Here is a 15,834-nt window from a genome sequence, read left to right on the forward strand (position 1 = left end):
ATCGTCCACGGCGGGAACTCCTCGGCTCCCCTGCCAGGGGGAGACCGTCTCGGTTGGTTTCACCGAGGAGCTTCCCTCTTTCACGCTCATCCCTGCTCGCCGACTACACACTTATAGGGACACGACCGTCGAGTAGTTCCGCTCCACGTCGGCCGTCGATGCCGTCGACGCATGTGGAAACAGGGAGGACGTTCGCCTCTCCCCCAACGATGTCGATCTCGCGGTCGAGGTACTCGATTGCGGCGCCTTGTTGCAAGCGCCATCGGATCTGCATGGAATCAGCCTGCTCGTAGAAGCGCTCGAGTGCCGCGGGCAGCGTCAGAGTCTGTCGTACGCGGGCGAGATCGGCGCCATTGTGGCCATACGACAGCACGCACCGACCAGCTTTCGCCACCGAGGAAGCCGCGAGGGGCGCGATGCAAGCATGGTATCGGTCCGAGACCGGATTATCGCTCATCGATGGATGATACGCGAGGAGACGCGTTTGTCGAACTGCGCCACCCAACGGCGCCATTCCGTTCACCGCGACGAGCCTGTGTCAGGGCGTCGTTTCGACGGTCGTCCCGGGCTCGGTCCCCTCCCGCAAGCGATCAAAATCATCGAGTTATCAACATGATCGGCGCTCTAGAGACGGTCTTGGCTTCAACGCGCGTAGATTCTGCACTCGTTCTTCGATGATGCGGACTCGCTCATCTGACTCGGCTACGGAGCACGAGACCAAGTGAACAGCCTCACAGCCACACCCTGGCAACCGCCGTAGTGACTTCTGTAATGCCGGTTCCGCCGCGCCTGAGCTGTGGCTCGGTGATCATGGGGTCACCCTTGCTGGAGAACCGACCGGATGCCCGCAGGGCCTGAGGCGTAACTTCCCACGCCCTGAGGACATGCAGATGATCCTTCGTGAGCCAGATACAGAGGCTGAGGTCGAAGTTCAGGCTAGGCTCATGCTCGAATTGTGGTTGCGAGAGCGCTGTTCGCGCTTTTGCCTGAATCCGGCGACCGTCGGCGGCAATGAGGTCGAAGCCCTTCATGTTGCCAATAGCCAACTGCCCGCCGTAGTACGCGCGCTATCCACTCGCCAATGCCTTGAAGAACTGTTCTACCGCCCACTGCCTGCTTCAGCGCTTGTTCCGCTTCAGCGTGGTTCCGAACCAGCTCTCTGATGTCGCTCGTCACAACGCGCTCCGTCGTTGAAATGGGTTCGTGGTCCTCTATCTTCTATCCCGAAGCAGTCGAGGTCGGCGCGCGGAGGCCAAGAACGCGATGCTTGCGGTGAGCGTCAAGGTAGTTGTCGCGTGAGAGTGGAGACGACCTTCAAGAAGCGCGGGTCTTCGAACCACTCGAGCGCGGAGAAGCGCGGGATTTGAGGACTGCGAAGTGCAGGCCTCGGGTGTGGGAGGCCAGAGTCGCAGCGGACCCTGCTGGGAGCGGTTCTTCCCGGGGGCAGCGCGAGGATCGGTGGCGTCGCGGGAGTTGGGTCCGCCGTGGACGCAGGCAGGAGCGCGCAGGTTGGTCGGCCCTCCGCTGGGGCCCCGTAACCGCCTCGCGACTCCCTTCGGAAGCCTGCAAAGCATGTAGGGGACGAAACCGGAAAGCAGAGAGAGTGGCCCTCCTGGAAACCATAGAGCGGAGAAATTAGACTCTCAGGGAATTGTGTTAACCGCTGCCCCAACGGTTAACAGCGCCTGTTAACCGCGTCCGATTGAGTCGCTACGAACTTCCAACCCTTGAGCGAGAGCCCGCTATGTTTGTGCGACGGGTGTGGCGGGCCGCGCTCAGGCTGGATGGGGGCGCTGGGCGTTGAGCCTGTCGGGGGCGCTACAGGCCCGCGCGTCTGCCTAACGCTCAACGTCCCCTGAAGAGAAGTGGGCCCGAATGCCGAAATGCGGGGTCCCTTGGATTGGAGCCCAGCCTCGGCGTGGCTTGGTGCCCCCCTTTGTCAGGGAAGATGTAGCCTCGGCAGATGGTCTGCGCTGACGACGCCCTTGTGCGCCTCGCCGACTCACCTTGACGCCCTGGCGACTATGGGTCGACGCACGAGTGACTCAGTGCCCGGGCTTCGGGGCGGCAGAGTCTGCTCCCAACCTGCCCCGGTGAGACACCTGCGGTCTGATTGCGGCGCTCCGGTGGCGCGGCCCCTCTTCCTCTTGGAGAAATCCGCATCTAGGGACTCAACGGACTTCGCTCTACGGTGTTCTCCTGCCGATGTCCGAGCGAAATCCGAGAATGTTCGTCGTGCCGCCTCCAGACAGGCCGGTCGAGGAGCGCACTGACGCGGAGCTGATGCTCCTGGCCAGCGCGGGGGCAGAGGACGCCTTCGCGGCTCTCGTCCGGCGGCACCTGGCGCAGGTTCAGCAGTTCGCGACCCGCTATCTGGGCGACGCCGCCGCGGGGGCGGAGACCGCGCAAGAAGCCCTGCTCAAGGTCTGGCATGCGCGCCGGGAGTTCCGGCCAGCGCGTCCCTTCTCCGTCTATCTCTACACGGTGGTGCGCAACCTCTGTCGCAATCAGTATCGCGACCGCGTGCGCCGGAAGCGGCACCTCACACAGGAGGAGGGCGTCACTGCCCACTCCCCCCTCGACACCCTCCTCGACGTCGAGCGCCGCCGCCGCACCCTGGTGGCCCTGCATGAGCTGTCTCCCAAGCTGAAGGAGGCCGTGCTGCTGCGATTCAGCCAGGGGCTCGACTACCCCGAGATTGCTCGGATCCTCGATGTGCCTGTCAGCACCGTCCGTTCGCGCGTGTTTCTCGGCATCCGCCAACTGCGCGCGCACACCCAGGAGGATGACGAATGAGCGCCCCCTGTCCCGACCCCATGGAGCTGCTGGAATGGCTGGATGGCGAGAGCACCCTCCATCGTTCCCGGTGGCTCGAAGGACACCTGTCCGGCTGCGCATCCTGCCGCCGAGAGCTGAACGCACAGAAGCAGTTGGTGGCCCGCCTGAGCGCGCCACCGCCTCCCGTGGATGAGCGCGACGTCCAAGCCCTCATGGCCCGTCTCAAGGACAAGCCCCTCCGCCACCCCGTGGCCTGGTGGGCACCGGGCTGGCGCGCAAGACTCGCCACGGCATGCCTGGCGGTGACAGGCGTCTTGTGTGGATATGCGGTGCAAGAGTTCTCTCCCCTCCGAACGCAGTTCGCCGCGCGTGGCGGGCAATTCGTTGCGCCACTCCAACGGTATGTTGGAGTGGACCTGCTCTCCGCCGGCAGCCCACCCGTGCTGCTTCGTCCCGGAGCGGTCCTCTCGCCGTCGACCCCGCTCTTCGCGCGCTTCCGCAACCTGGGCGAGACGCCCGCTTTTCTCCTCCTCTTCGCCAGGGACGCAGCCGGCGAGCTTCACTGGCTCTACCCCGCGTACCTCACGCCGGGGGAGGACCCTCGCTCGGTCGAGCTGTCGCCCTCGGTACGCGACACCCCCATGCCGGAGGCGGTGCTTCTCGACCAGCCCGCGTTGGGCCCCTTGCAAGTCTTTGCGTTGGTGACGTCCGAGCCCCTCCGCGTCCTCGACGTGGAGGCGCTCGAGAAGAGCCCGAACCTGGAACCACTCCTCCGCGCGCGTTGGCCGGAGGCCGCACTCACCCACTGGACGTTGATGCTCGAGAAAGCGCCATGAATCTCTCCACGGCCATGAAGTCGCTCACGTACACGTTGCTCCTCCTCCCCATGCTCTGTTTGGCCGAAACGCGCGAGCGCTTCGTCTTGATTGTCGGCAACAACACGAGTGCCACCCTCGGACGCCCCCGGCTCCAGTTCGCGGACGATGACGCTGCCAAGTACGACACCGTCTTTCGGGTGCTCGCCCCGGGGGCATATGTGCGCGTGCTCACGGAACTCGACAAGGACACCGCGCGGCTGTTTCCGGAGGTGCGGCAGCGGGCGGAGCCACCCACCCTCGCACGGCTTCAGGAGGCCTTCGAGGATATCTCGCAGCGCGTCCGAGAGAACACGCGCCAGGGACGGGAGAGTGAGCTGTACTTCCTCTTCGCCGGTCACGGGGATGTCGAGCAAGGAAAGGGCTTCCTCGAGCTTGCCGATGGCGCCTTCACGTCCGACGCGCTCGAGGAGGCGCTGTCCAGGATTCCGGTTCAACGGGCCCACGTGGTCCTCGACAGTTGCAACTCGTTCTTCATGCTCAACCCGCGCAAGCCCGGCGGCCGGCGCTACGCCACGCCCGTGGATTCCGCGGAGGCCATGGGGCGCAGGCTCCAGAATGTCGGGGTGCTACTCTCCACGAGCGCGGAGGCGGAGGTGTATGAGTGGTCGGAGCTCCAGTCCGGAATCTTCAGTCATGCGGTCCGCTCGGGGTTGCTCGGCGCGGCGGACGGGGACGGGGACGGGGCGGTCTCCTACGAAGAGCTGGCTGCCTTCGTGGAGACCGCCAGCCACGACGTGAAGAATCCCGCCTTCCGCCCGCATGTGTTTGCCCGAGGTCCCTCGGGCGACAACCAGGTCCATCTGATGGAGTCCGGGGGCGCGAACGGCGCGGTGCTCGATGTGGGTGAGACAGAGCCTGTCCGGCTCGTTGTGCGGGATGCGGAGGGGCTGCGCTGGATAGACAGCCACAGCGAGGCGGGCCATCGTGTCCACTTGCGCCTGCCCCAGGCCATTCGCGGTGGGAGCGTCGAGCGGGTGCTCGCGGATGGGAGCTCCGAGCGCTTCGGGTTGCCTGCGGAAAAGGGGACCCTCTCCTCACTCGTCTCCGTCGAGCGCGTGCTGGAGGCGCGGGGAATCACGGACCCACTGCGCATGCTCTTCGCTCAGCCGTTTGGCCCCCGGGCGCTTGCTGACTTCCGCAGTGCACAAGCGGCGACCCCCACTCCCGTGTACGGCATCTCGCGCGAGGACGGTGACCGCATGGGATTGCTTCTGGGGCAACTGGGACAACAGCAGCGCCAGAGCAGACACGTCGAAGGTGCGCTCCGGCTCACGGGTGGCGCGGCAATGGCTCTCGCGGGAGGGCTCAACCTGAGGGCGGGCGGGTACAAGGCTGCGAGCTGGAGCTATCTGGGGGCAAGCGCGCTCCTCCTTGGGGCCGGTACATGGTCGCTGCTGAGCAGCACGGAGGGGGAGGAGGTGGAAGCGGAATATCGGCGGGCGCTCTTGACTCAGGAGGACCACGCCTTGGTGGTTGCGCGCACCGAAGAGCGCCTCCGGAGCATCGCGGTCACCGAGGAGCGCAACAGGTTTGCTCTCAAGTTGACGGGCGCCTTCGTACTCGCCACAGGTGCTGCCCTCACGGTGTGGATGGAGGACGTGAAGCCCCCGTTGCCGGAGAACTATGGTCGCGCCCTCAATCGGCTGGCAGGGCCGGCCTTCATGATTGCTGGGACGAGCTTCCTGCTGGACGCCTTCCTGCAACGGTCACCCGCCGAGCATGTCCTCGAAGCCTGGCGCTCCGACCGCGCACCTCGCGAAGTGCCTCGGATGTCCATCTCGCTGCTCCCCGAGGGTGGGGCCATGATGGGGATGTCGGGCCAATTCTGAGTCACTCAAAACCTGTCGTGCCGCTCGACGTGCCCATGGCTGGTGCCGATACGAGTGGACGGCGTGGGTTGCTCCCTGCTTCTGCCAAAGATAGATGACGCCTTGTTCGCGACTGCACCCCTGAGCCTCTTCTCTTGTTTCGCGACCCGGAGCCCGACCGATGGTTCGAAGTGAAGTTGCCCCGGTTTCGTGGCTCTCCCGCACTTCGTGTGGACCGTAGGTTCAGACGGTGAGCAGCACTCGAAGACGCAGGAGGTCGAAGTTGGCGAGGCCATACATCTCAGTCCACCCGACACCCTGGAAGCGGGTACAGCGTTTCCATTTCCAGGGTGTATTCGCCCCATTGCCAGCTTGCCGCGCCTGCCTGCTCTCCAGCGGGGACCCACACGAAGTGCGGGAGAGCCGAGTCGGTGGACAGGTGGTTTGTGCAGCCAACTTCCGCTGTGAGGCCGCTTGCGCATACTCCACTGGGCTGACTTGGGGGGCTGGGCGAGCATGGTGTCTCACCCTCCGCCACCGACCCCTCGCACGCAAATTCCTTTAGTTTCAGTGACGCATGATGCGTTCGCCTTGGGACTTGACCCCACCACAGCCAGCACGCACACAATCTCGCTTCGATGTCACTGAACGATCTACTTACCGCGCTTCGTGGTCCCTCGGGCCTCGGCCCGCCGCCGGGAGTCGCGCTCGCGGCGGTGGCCGGCTGTGAGTACCTCCCGCCGAAGAAGGTCGCGCGTGCCGATCTGCAGGCGCTGCGCGACCTTCTGCCCGCGCTGCCCGACGACCTGCGCGACGGCCTCGTCGCCGTCAATCGCATGCGACTGCGCTGGCCCGGCGGTCAGATTCAGCTCCAGGCGATCAAGGCGCTGGTGGACGCGCTGGTCCGGCACGTCGCGCACCCGACGCAGGACCCGCTGCTTCGCGAAGGACTGCTCCCGCTCGCGTGCACCTCGCATCGTGGGCACCATGTGCACACGTGCGCGCGATTCGTGGAGGGCAGCTATGAGCTCGTGCTCGCGCTGGACAGGAAGCGCTGGACGCTGCCGTTTCGGCTGGAGGAGTACCTCGCGCTGGCGATTCGTTGCGCCGGGGCGCCGTTATGGCCGCTACTCGTCGCCGAGGCTGCTCGCCGCGAGCTCGGACTGACCGGATCATTCGAAGCGCTCGAGCGAGAGGTCGCCGGGCTCCTGGTGGCGACCTCGCCGGGGGTCGACTGGCACGCCGAACTCGCACAGGCCGTGGCCGGCCGAGCATGGATGCGACCGGAAAGGCCCGGGAAGGGGCGGCTGCTCGTGGATGGCGGCGCGCCGATGTCGAGCGAGATGATCGCTGCGCACCTGATTCTCGGTCATCCCGTACCGGCGGGTGTGCTGAACTTCTATCGGCAGCTCGACGGGACCGTCCTCTCGTGGCGCAGAGACGGCCTGTTCGCGGACTCACGCATCTCCGGCTATATGGACCTGTTCTGGCGCAAGGAGTCTCTCGTCGCCAAATACCTCGGAGACAGTCGGCTGAACGGGCGCCCCGAGGGAAAGTACCGGGTGCTCGTCTACGGCGAATACCCAATCTTCATCGATATGGCGGCCCTGGACCTCTATCCGCTGTATCACTGGAACTACTCCGAACGGTCGCTTCATCGCATACGCCTGACCTTCGATGAATACATGCTCAGGTTCATGCGCTGTGGCGCCGTCCAGCGCTGGGAGCGGCTGTTTGCGGACGGCTTCGCGGCGGACACCCCTGTGCAACAGGACATACTGCGTGCCGTTCGAACGGTCTGCCTCGACCAGGAGCTCGAGAGCTTCCTGGCCCCCACGGCGCGAGCGGACCGCCGGGCCGTCGCTGCGGCGCTGTGACAGAGGCTCCGGCGGATGCCGGGCCCAGCACCATCGCCCGTGCCGCACCACCGGGACAGGCGAATCCGAGAGCACGCCTCCGAGCGTGCGATGGGTGTGCCTACCCCAAATTCGGTCGCTGCGTCATGAGTGCGTCAAAATGTGCGTCATGACGTGAGCGATGCGCATGACGAGCCGCTGGGTCCTCTTTTCCCTTTGATAGAGGTCGGAATTGCGCCCGGCTCAGACGCCTCAATACCTCTCTGGGTCGTGTCCCTATAAGTGTGTAGATGTCGAGCAGGGGCGAGCGGAAAAGAGGGAAGCTCCTCGGAGGTCAACCCGAGACGGTCCTCCTTTGGCGCCGGGGCTACGTGTCAGGCTTAGTGTGCAGCCTCTCTCATTCTTTGCGGATGAGGGGGCTTGTCAGGGTGTTATTTCAGTGGCCCGAGCTTGGGCTTCCCGATACCACGCACAGCATGCGGCAGCGCATAGCATGGCTGACCGAGAGCTCTCAGGTGCCCCTTCCTTCGGTCGCGACGAGGCGACACGTAGCCGGGATGGGTTCGACAAGGTCTATGAACTCTTCTGGCTGAACGTCTTCGGCCCGAAGTTGGTGGAGTCAGTAGGAAGAGAGCGGATGCTTTCGACGCCTGCCCACCACGTTGAGGAGTTGCCCAATGGCTCCGTTCTTCTGGTGCTATGGCCCACTGCCGCCGAGTTCGCTAGCGATGAGGCGCGCGTGGTGCAGGCCCGCGCCCATGTTCACCTGCGGCCGGACCTCGACTTCGACACGGTGCTGCGAACGCTGAGGGCGCGTAGCGCAGCGCTCGCTCCCGTCGAGCCGAGCTTCCATCCTGATGTGGCGCCGTTCCTCTTGCGGCTGCCGGACGAGTTCGGCATAGGCGAGAGGCAACGGAAGATTGCCGAACTCAACGCCTTCCGACCGCCAGTGCCGGAGGAGTGGCTCCCAGTCGCCCATCCCTCAGACGTGGCGAATCCGGAGCGTGTCCTCGAGTCCTACGGTGACTTGTCCGAGGGGCTCGTGGCAGCACTGCACACCAAGGTGCCCTCCATCATGGACGAGACGGCCGAGTCCCTCACGGACCTCGACTTCTACTTCTGGCGGGAGAACTTCCCCGAGCGGTACGGGCGCGAACTCATCGACAGTCACACAGCGCCGGCGCTCGGTGCCTATCTGGGGAACGTACTGGTGCGGCGATTGGGTGGGACCTGGGTGCTGCGGCAGAAGTTGGAGGAGTCCCAGGTACGCGTAGGAAAGCGTGTCTGGCTCCCCTTCCTCCGTGCCCGCAGGTACATGCAGTCCCGCCTGTCGTTGCTGGACTACTCGCTCACCCAGTTCTTCCATGAGGTAGAGCGGTACCGGCCCTGACGGCAGTACCCGCGGGCCGTGAGGAACGAGGCAGAAGCAGGAGGAGCGCGGGCGCGTGCTGCTGGGCGCGCCTGGGGCTCCTGCCTGCCTCTGCCACAGAGCCGCGTCGTCCAGCCCGTTGCTGTTGGGCCGTTCACCCACCCAGTTCTCCCTGAAGTGGCGGTTCCAGGGGGCGAGGTCGGGTGTCTCGATGTGAATGACTGTCATGTCATGCGTGGGGGTGGAGTGTGAAGCATCCGGGAATGTCGGCTTTTATTGGCATGGTCGCAGGCTCCATGGGTGCGGTTTGGCTCGTGTGGAAACCAGAAGGGCGTGCGATGGAATGGCTCCAGGTCGGGCTGCTTCTCGTCATCTCTATCGCCATGGTTGTCTACATTTCATGGCGCGCCGAGAGGTGGGCGGCGCTCCTTCGACACGGGGCCGCGCTGCTTGAAGCGGGAGACCTCAGCGCGGCCCAGCGCGTGCTCAAGGACGCCGAGGGCCATGCCCTGCTCGCCCCGGAGCATGTTCTGGCGCGCCTTTACCTGGGATGCTGTGCGTTGTTCCAAGGACGAGTGGACACTGCGCGCTCGGAGCTCCTGGCGCTCTCTCGTGGGTGGCGGACCTGGGAAGCGCCTGATGCCTACGCTGCTGCCCCCGACATGCTGGCTGCATGTCTCGCGCTCGAGGGGGAGTTGGTCGAGGCAAGACACTGGCTGGAGATTGCCCATCGGCGCCACAGGCCAGTCGCTGCAACCTTCTCCCTCGGGGAGGTGCTCATCCTCTGCCGGGAGGAGTGCTACGGCGCGGCGGTGCGTTTGCTCGATGACCGCCTGGATGCGACTGCGAAAAAGCAGGTGCAGGCCCGCAGGCTTTTCGGACTGCTTCGGGCATTCGCGTGGGATGCGCTCACAGCGGAGGGAGGCGCCTCGGGCGAGGAGCAGAAGGGCTTGGATTCTGTTCGGCCTGGGGAGTTCAGCTACCTGGGGGCCCAATGGCCTCGCATGGCTGCATTCCTCCATGCTCGTGGCCTGCGCGACAAGGAGGCTGCATGACGTCAAGTTGCGGCCTCAAGCGAATGCGCACCAACAACGCCATTGCAAGTGAGGTGCGCGGCAACACGAACGGGAGGGAGTCGTGCGACGAGCGGCCGGCTGAGCGTTGTCATGCGGACCTTACAGTTCCAGGATGTCTCCCGCGACCAGCCGCATGCCCTGCTGTGCTGCATCAATACTTACGAGCCGCTGCTCGACCCCGTTTGAAGACCAGCGCAGCACCTGCAGCCGCAGCGGCATGTGGGTTGCTCGCTCCCGGGAGAACACGAGCTTCCCTGCCTGAATGGCTTCCGGACCAACACGGTCGCCATCGGCCCGCGCGATTACGTCTCCGAGCCGCAGGCCGGCTTTCGCAGCAGTCCCTTCCGGTACCACCGACGCCACGATGACGCCCCGAGTCCGGCCCGAAAGATCCGGCTCCAGCTTCCGGAACGACTCGGAGTCGACAAACATCCCCTTCACTTCGGGAACCGGCTGTCCCTGGGCGTTCAGGAACATCCGCTGGAACTCGATCCCATCCAAGGTATATCGCAGTACAAGCCGCGCAAATCCCATGGTGGTCGTCACTGGCCGCTTCTGAGCGTCCTCGAACCACATCTCCAGCAAGAGATCCCGCTCGTCATACCGGAACTTGTACGAGCTGAAGCCTCCCAGGCGGACGACAGGCCTCATGGAGGCCCCGAAAAATCCCTCCTCCGTCAAGTTGCCTCGTTCGTCATATGCAAGCCTTTTAATTGAATACCCCATGGTGAGTACCGTCGGATTTCCGTCGGCACCGAAGTATCGCCTCTCGATCAGCCGGTCGCGTGTGTCGTATGCAAAGGTGGAGCTAGAGATCCCAGAGGGATCGACCTGCGCCTCTCCACCCGACCCCAAGACACGTTTGCCCGTAAGCCGTCCGCGGGCGTCATAGCTCATCTCCAAGCGGCTGGCATTGCTCTTCTTGAGCAGCATCGGGTTGTTGCTGGCATCGAAGTATGACTGGGAGGTTTGCCGGTCCTTGTCATCATAGGTCATGGCCATCCGCGCGTAGTCATTGGGCATCTGGAAGAGCCGGCCCCTCGCATCAAGTCTCCAGGACTCGATAATGTTCCCGCGGGCATCGAACACTTTCTTAACCTGGGCCGGCTTGTCCCGAGACTCGAGCAGGGTTCCAGTTGCCGTATAGTACTGGTGGAGAACCTTGCGTCCGCGCTCATCGTACACGGTGACGGACCGATGGATGCCCTCAGCATCCGGAATCGGCGCACTGGTGTCATCAAAGCATGCGACTTCTGTCTGCAGCCCCTGAGAATTGTACCGGTAGGCATACTTCGCACATCCCTCCTGCGCAATGACCGGCCTCCCATCGATGCCCAGGAACTGCCGCTCTAGTTCACGCCCTCGGGCATCAAACTGAGCTACCCACTCAGCGTAGCCACTGCCCAGCACGGCGGGGCGCCGCTGGCTGTCAAAATAGCGCTCGCGCACCTTGTTTCCCAAATCGTCCCACTCAAACTCAGTCCGGAAAATGCCGCTTGCTCCCATCCAGGGCGCGCCTTCGCGGCTGTACACGCTCCATGCGGTCTGATTTCCGCGCGCATCGTACTCGTACCGGCTGACGAACGAGCCATCCTCAGAGTCGGCGGCGGGATTGCCTGCTGCGTCGAGGAACCGCAACTCGCTCAGGTTTCCCTTGTCGTCATACTTCCGGAGTTCGTGCGAGGCTGCCCGCAGGCGGCCCTGCTGAAGGTCCACTTCTAGCGGGGTGATCTGAGTCTTGTTTCCACGAGCATCATAGGTATAGCGCTCTCCTGCATGGCCATGCTTGCAAAGCACTGGGCGAGCCTGCGTATCGAAGTGCAGCTTCTCCAGTAGGTTGCCGCGCTCGTCATAAGAGAGCGTCTGCTGGCCTATCTTCTCATTGTTGATAAGCGTCGGCGAGCCGTCCTCCGCTAGGTAGCGCTCGCTCGTTCGCAGACCCCGGGAGTTGTTCTCAAAAAGGAGCGTGGAGACCCCAGTCTCGTTGTTGGCCGGGCGGCCATCCAGGCCGAAGTAGGACTGGGAAATCGACTTGCCGTGATGATCATAGGAGGCAGTTACCCGAGCCCATCCTCCTTCTCCCAGCGTGGGCCGCCCCAGAGAATCCCTTCGCTCGATGGCCGTAAGATTTCCCTGGGCGTCATAGGTCATGTCCTGCCGGAAGGCCCCAGTCTTTTTGTTGATGCTCGGGCGTCGTGCCGCATCGTACGCCGCCTCGAAAGTCGATCTTCCCTGCTCATCCTGTCCCATGGCGATGATGGCTGCACCGAAATCCGTGCGTAGGGTCAGTTTGTCTGCGGTGTCGTAGTAGGCCTCCTCTGTCTGGCCATACTCACCGTACTTCTTCCTGATAATTGCGTACCCGTTGAACAGCACGCGTTCTCCTTGCGCGCCCCACGCACTCGATTCCAGTTCGCGGCCCAACTCATCCCAGACGTGACGGATGCGAGCATACCCCTTCTTGTGGAAGGTCGGCTTTCCGTCAGGATCGTAGAACGCGATCTCCACCGGTAGTCCTAGTGACGAGTACGTGAAGCGCACCTCACTGTAGCCATCCCTGTGCGTGGTCCGGCTCCTCCCCCGGCCGTAGAATTCTCGACTGACCTCATTGCCGGCGGTGTCATAGACGCGAACGACTCGGGCAAAGCCTTCTTTGCCTACTGTGGGTTGCCCGTCGGGATTGAAGAAGGAGCGCTCCTTCTCGCGACCCTCCTCGTCGAAGGTCAGCCGGATCTGGGCATACCCGTCATGGCTGGAGACTGGTTTGCGCGTGGTGTCGAAGTAACTGACCGAGATGAGGTTCGCGTGAGCGTCATAGTCATACACTCTGGATGCTACTCCTGCACTATCAGGCGATGGCTTGCCGTCCACATCGAAGGTTTGCTCCTCCAGGCAGTTTCCTGCGGCATCAAGCCTGCGGACGAGGCGGTGGAACAGTCGCTTGCCCAAGGTCGGGGCGCCCGCTGCATCGAAGAGCCTCAGTTCCTGCAAGTCACCCTGGCTGCTCAGGATGCGTACTTGGATGGCTTCTCCCTTCGCCACGGCACTCGGCTGTCCCTCAGCGTCCAAATATGTCTGCCGGGTGATATTCCCCCGGCCATCCCGCTCGTACCGGACTCCGAAGACCCCGCCTGAGCTTTGGCGCCGGGCGCCGTAGGCATTGATGTAGCGCTCCCCCATGATCCAGCCGGACGCATCGAGTTCCAGTTCGGAACCAAAGACCCCGGCCCAGTCCAGAGCAAGTGGCAGTCCGGTGTTGTCCTGGTGCATGAGTCGGTGCCCCTCTTTCGCAAACCTTTTCGCAGAGAGCAGAACGTTGCTCCGGCTTCGGTACTCGACCGAAAGCAGCGCCCCATCTGCGCCGTATTGGGGCACGAGACTGACCACCTCAGGCTTACGTCCTACACCCAAGTCAGGAGGTGGCGAGTCCAGTTGCTCTTCGGGATTCAAGCTCAGCAGAGTCCCATGTCCGGAGATGCGCTGGATCCGGGATACCCTTCCACCGACGAACTCGAACCGGTAGCTTGAGTTCCGCTGCCGCTGCTGCTTCTCAGTGAGGAGCGAGACCGGAATGAGCTTGCCGCCCTGGACCGAGAAGTCCACCCCATACGCTAGGTCCGGCCGCCGCACGAGCGCAACGACGCCCAGGAGAAGACTCAGGGAAGCCACCACTGCGAGGGTGGAGAGCCAACGTCCGCCAAGTAGCTTGCGGCGACCTTTTCCCTCCGGAGCGTGACCCATTCCCAATGCCGTCCCCTCTACGGTGCCCTCAGCTTTCTCTAGAGGTGTCGCTGATCCAGGGGGGCTATGCACCGCCGCGTGCGAAGGAGTGTGCGCGGGCGCCGGCATACCCTCTGCCTCGGTCACGCGAACCTCGGAGGACTCCGCGATGCGCGCCCCCACCGTCAGCGGCGCGGGAGCCTTCACTGGGTCGACCCGGGATGCCATCCGCTCGGCCAGATTTGGCAGCAAGTCGTGAGCGTTCACTCCCTTGTAGAGCAACACCCGGCCGCCATCGAGCCCGCTGCGGAGTTTCTGCAGCAGGGGAGCGGCGGAAGTCTGAATCCTCGTAGCGTCGGAATCGTAGAACGCCCACAGGAGATCGCAACCGGCGTAGCCATCTCCATTCGCCTCCGCGAGCGCCTTGGTAAAGATATCGTCCCACCCTCCGTAGGCGAGCACGACGACAGTGTGCTCTCGCAGGAGCCGATGCAACGAGGCCAACAGCTTCGGCCGATGCTGGTCGAGCTGTGTTTGTGTGTGGAGCGTGTCCGACCGGAACCACCCACCGTGCAGGTGCACCACATGATGACCTGGAGCCACCGTGTTCTTCAGCCCGCTATCTGCGTCCAGAAAGCTGCTGTAGCACTGGCCTCCGGCTTTTCGGATGGCAACCTCGATGAGGGGGTCGAAGTTGGAGGTCAACGAAATACGCCCGAAATGTGCGGGGTAGCGAGTTAGAATCTTCCCGAGCGCCTCAACGCCCGGCGTCAACTTCCAGCGGTCGAAGGCATGCTCAAGTGCGTAGGTCTCTTGCTCCGAAGCTGCATCGAACCCTGCCAGCACTGCGTCCTCGTTCCACGGCTGGCCAGCCGCCTCGGTGCGTGCCTTCTCTACCGAAAGCACTGGCTGCAGCACCGCGTGCCGGATGATGCGGTTGACGCTGTCCTGGCCAGCCCGGTGGTGCAGCAGGTGCCGGAGGGCTGCCTGGTAGCGGTTCACCTGTCCCGACGGCAGTGGCGCATCCAGCGAAGCCATGAAGCGTGCTAGGCTCTCTGGCTCTGCTGCGAACTCCCGGCGGATGAGGTCGATAACCCCCTCGACGCCTGGAACTACGGGGAGCGTCAACCCCGAGCCGAGCACGAAGATGACGCGACGAGCACTGAGAATGCGCTCGAAGAGGCCCTGCTCATCGGCAAAGTCCAAGCGATTCCTCCAGAGACTATGGACCAGACACGGGCGAAGTGTCTTCCCAGGCACAGGTAAAGGCAACCCGCCTCCCAGCCATCTCCCTCGGTAGGGTTCTTGTAGGGCAGCCCATGGGGGCTCTTCGTTGTCTGTCCGCGGCGCCGTGGTGACCTTCATCCCGCTCTGGTGAGGGAATTGAGCCGGCGTCCGATTAGCAGACCGATGTGCTCATTTTTGGACAGAAGTACCCACAGGGGAATTTGAACACTTGCTCTTCGAAGAGGCCGCCAGTGGCGCACGAACTTAGCGAGTTTGGCACGCACAGGGCCTCCGAGTTCCTGAAGAGCCCAAGCGAGTGCGGAGCAATGGGGAACTGCCCGGATGTCGAGTCGACGGCGCTCCTTCCAGGCTGCGGTCGCCGCCATAGTGGGAGCTCCACATCAATCTATACTTGTCCGGTGGCCACGCTGCGGTTGGCCCACTGCTCTGCGCCCCTCGACGGCGTCGACGTAGGGGCAGAGAGCCTTTAGATGCTTATTGCGCTCCAGCTGAATCGCATGCGTCACTTTGAAGGTCTCCGGGACGTGGCCATGACGCCAATCCAGGACTTCGCCCGCCTCGAGGCGTTTCGAGATGCGAGCGAGAAGCTTCGCCTAGCCTTGAGTATCGATCTCCAGGGTGCGAAGCGTGCTACTCGCGCCCTCCGCCCGGGTGGCCGCTGACTCATACCGGCCGGCGTAGCCGAAGCTGATGAGGTTCAGCAGGCTTCCTGCTGCCACGGATATCCCCTCCGCGTACTGTGAAAAACGATAAAGATAGCAGTCCATGAATCGCTCGAAAACTGGGCATAAGCCCTATGGTTTTCGCCCACTTTGAGCTGCAAGCCCGTACGCGGTTCTCCAGAGTGGAGGCCCCGCACGGACGGCGAATCGCGGGCATTGGGCGTGGGAGGACAGAGTCGGAGAGGACCCTGCTGAGAGCGGTTCTTCCCGGGGCCCAGCGAGGGTCGGTGGTGTTGCGGGAGGTGGGGCCGCCGGGTCAAGTCCCGAATCGTGTGTAGTTGGTTCGGAGGGGGAACGGGGGAGGAAGGCTCCTTGGCGGATTCATTCAGCGGTGTCTGGGTTTGAAGTCAGCAGGGCCATGTCGAGGTAGCGGCGGTCA

The 15,834-nt window shown here is 63.7% G+C and carries 8 protein-coding genes and 1 pseudogene; 6 read left to right on the forward strand and 3 right to left on the reverse strand.

From position 1 onward, the window contains the following. Positions 1-731 precede the first annotated feature (731 nt). On the reverse strand, positions 732-1,031 hold the full coding sequence (locus tag HUA74_RS44605; RefSeq protein WP_174459458.1) for a hypothetical protein: 300 nt from the start codon (positions 1,029-1,031) through the stop codon (positions 732-734). Between the two features lie 1,195 nt (positions 1,032-2,226). Here HUA74_RS44605 and HUA74_RS44610 point away from each other — a divergent pair. From HUA74_RS44610 to HUA74_RS44635, 6 genes and pseudogenes are all read left to right on the forward strand, one after another. After that, entirely contained in the window at positions 2,227-2,796 is a 570-nt protein-coding gene (locus HUA74_RS44610) for an RNA polymerase sigma factor (protein ID WP_174459459.1), read from the forward strand. Then, the gene (locus tag HUA74_RS44615; RefSeq protein WP_174459460.1) at positions 2,793-3,614 is read left to right on the forward strand and encodes an anti-sigma factor; all 822 of its coding nucleotides are present in this window, start codon (positions 2,793-2,795) and stop codon (positions 3,612-3,614) included. The genes HUA74_RS44610 and HUA74_RS44615 overlap by 4 nt, the downstream gene beginning before the upstream one ends. Further along, positions 3,611-5,485, forward strand: coding sequence for a caspase family protein (locus HUA74_RS44620; RefSeq protein WP_174459461.1), 1,875 nt, complete (start codon positions 3,611-3,613; stop codon positions 5,483-5,485). Before HUA74_RS44615 ends, HUA74_RS44620 begins: the two co-directional genes overlap by 4 nt. A 617-nt stretch (positions 5,486-6,102) precedes the next feature. Further along, positions 6,103-7,341 (forward strand): hypothetical protein, encoded by a 1,239-nt coding sequence (locus HUA74_RS44625; protein ID WP_174459462.1) that lies wholly within the window; start codon positions 6,103-6,105, stop codon positions 7,339-7,341. Positions 7,342-7,687: 346 nt separating this feature from the next. Further along, positions 7,688-8,710 (forward strand): annotated as a pseudogene (locus tag HUA74_RS44630) (hypothetical protein); the annotation flags it as partial. Positions 8,711-8,952: 242 nt separating this feature from the next. After that, positions 8,953-9,744, forward strand: coding sequence for a hypothetical protein (locus HUA74_RS44635; RefSeq protein WP_174459464.1), 792 nt, complete (start codon positions 8,953-8,955; stop codon positions 9,742-9,744). A gap of 120 nt (positions 9,745-9,864) precedes the next feature. On the opposite strand, the gene HUA74_RS44640 is transcribed toward HUA74_RS44635, so the two are convergent. After that, positions 9,865-14,691 carry an SIR2 family protein gene (locus HUA74_RS44640; protein ID WP_174459465.1) on the reverse strand — a complete coding sequence of 1,609 codons (4,827 nt, stop codon included), beginning with the start codon at positions 14,689-14,691 and terminating at the stop codon, positions 9,865-9,867. Positions 14,692-15,326: 635 nt separating this feature from the next. After that, the gene (locus HUA74_RS46535; protein ID WP_256434740.1) at positions 15,327-15,452 is read right to left on the reverse strand and encodes a hypothetical protein; all 126 of its coding nucleotides are present in this window, start codon (positions 15,450-15,452) and stop codon (positions 15,327-15,329) included. Positions 15,453-15,834: the final 382 nt, after the last annotated feature.

Source organism: Myxococcus sp. CA051A (genome assembly GCF_013336705.1).
GTDB lineage: Bacteria > Myxococcota > Myxococcia > Myxococcales > Myxococcaceae > Myxococcus > Myxococcus llanfairpwllgwyngyllgogerychwyrndrobwllllantysiliogogogochensis.

What these genes read in the sequence shown, in the direction of transcription:
- HUA74_RS44605 (WP_174459458.1), bottom strand. Translation starts at nt 1,031, where the DNA reads ATGAAGGGCTTCGACCTCATTGCCGCCGACGGTCGCCGGATTCAGGCA.
- HUA74_RS44610 (WP_174459459.1), top strand. Translation starts at nt 2,227, where the DNA reads ATGTTCGTCGTGCCGCCTCCAGACAGGCCGGTCGAGGAGCGCACTGAC.
- HUA74_RS44615 (WP_174459460.1), top strand. Translation starts at nt 2,793, where the DNA reads ATGAGCGCCCCCTGTCCCGACCCCATGGAGCTGCTGGAATGGCTGGAT.
- HUA74_RS44620 (WP_174459461.1), top strand. Translation starts at nt 3,611, where the DNA reads ATGAATCTCTCCACGGCCATGAAGTCGCTCACGTACACGTTGCTCCTC.
- HUA74_RS44625 (WP_174459462.1), top strand. Translation starts at nt 6,103, where the DNA reads ATGTCACTGAACGATCTACTTACCGCGCTTCGTGGTCCCTCGGGCCTC.
- HUA74_RS44635 (WP_174459464.1), top strand. Translation starts at nt 8,953, where the DNA reads ATGTCGGCTTTTATTGGCATGGTCGCAGGCTCCATGGGTGCGGTTTGG.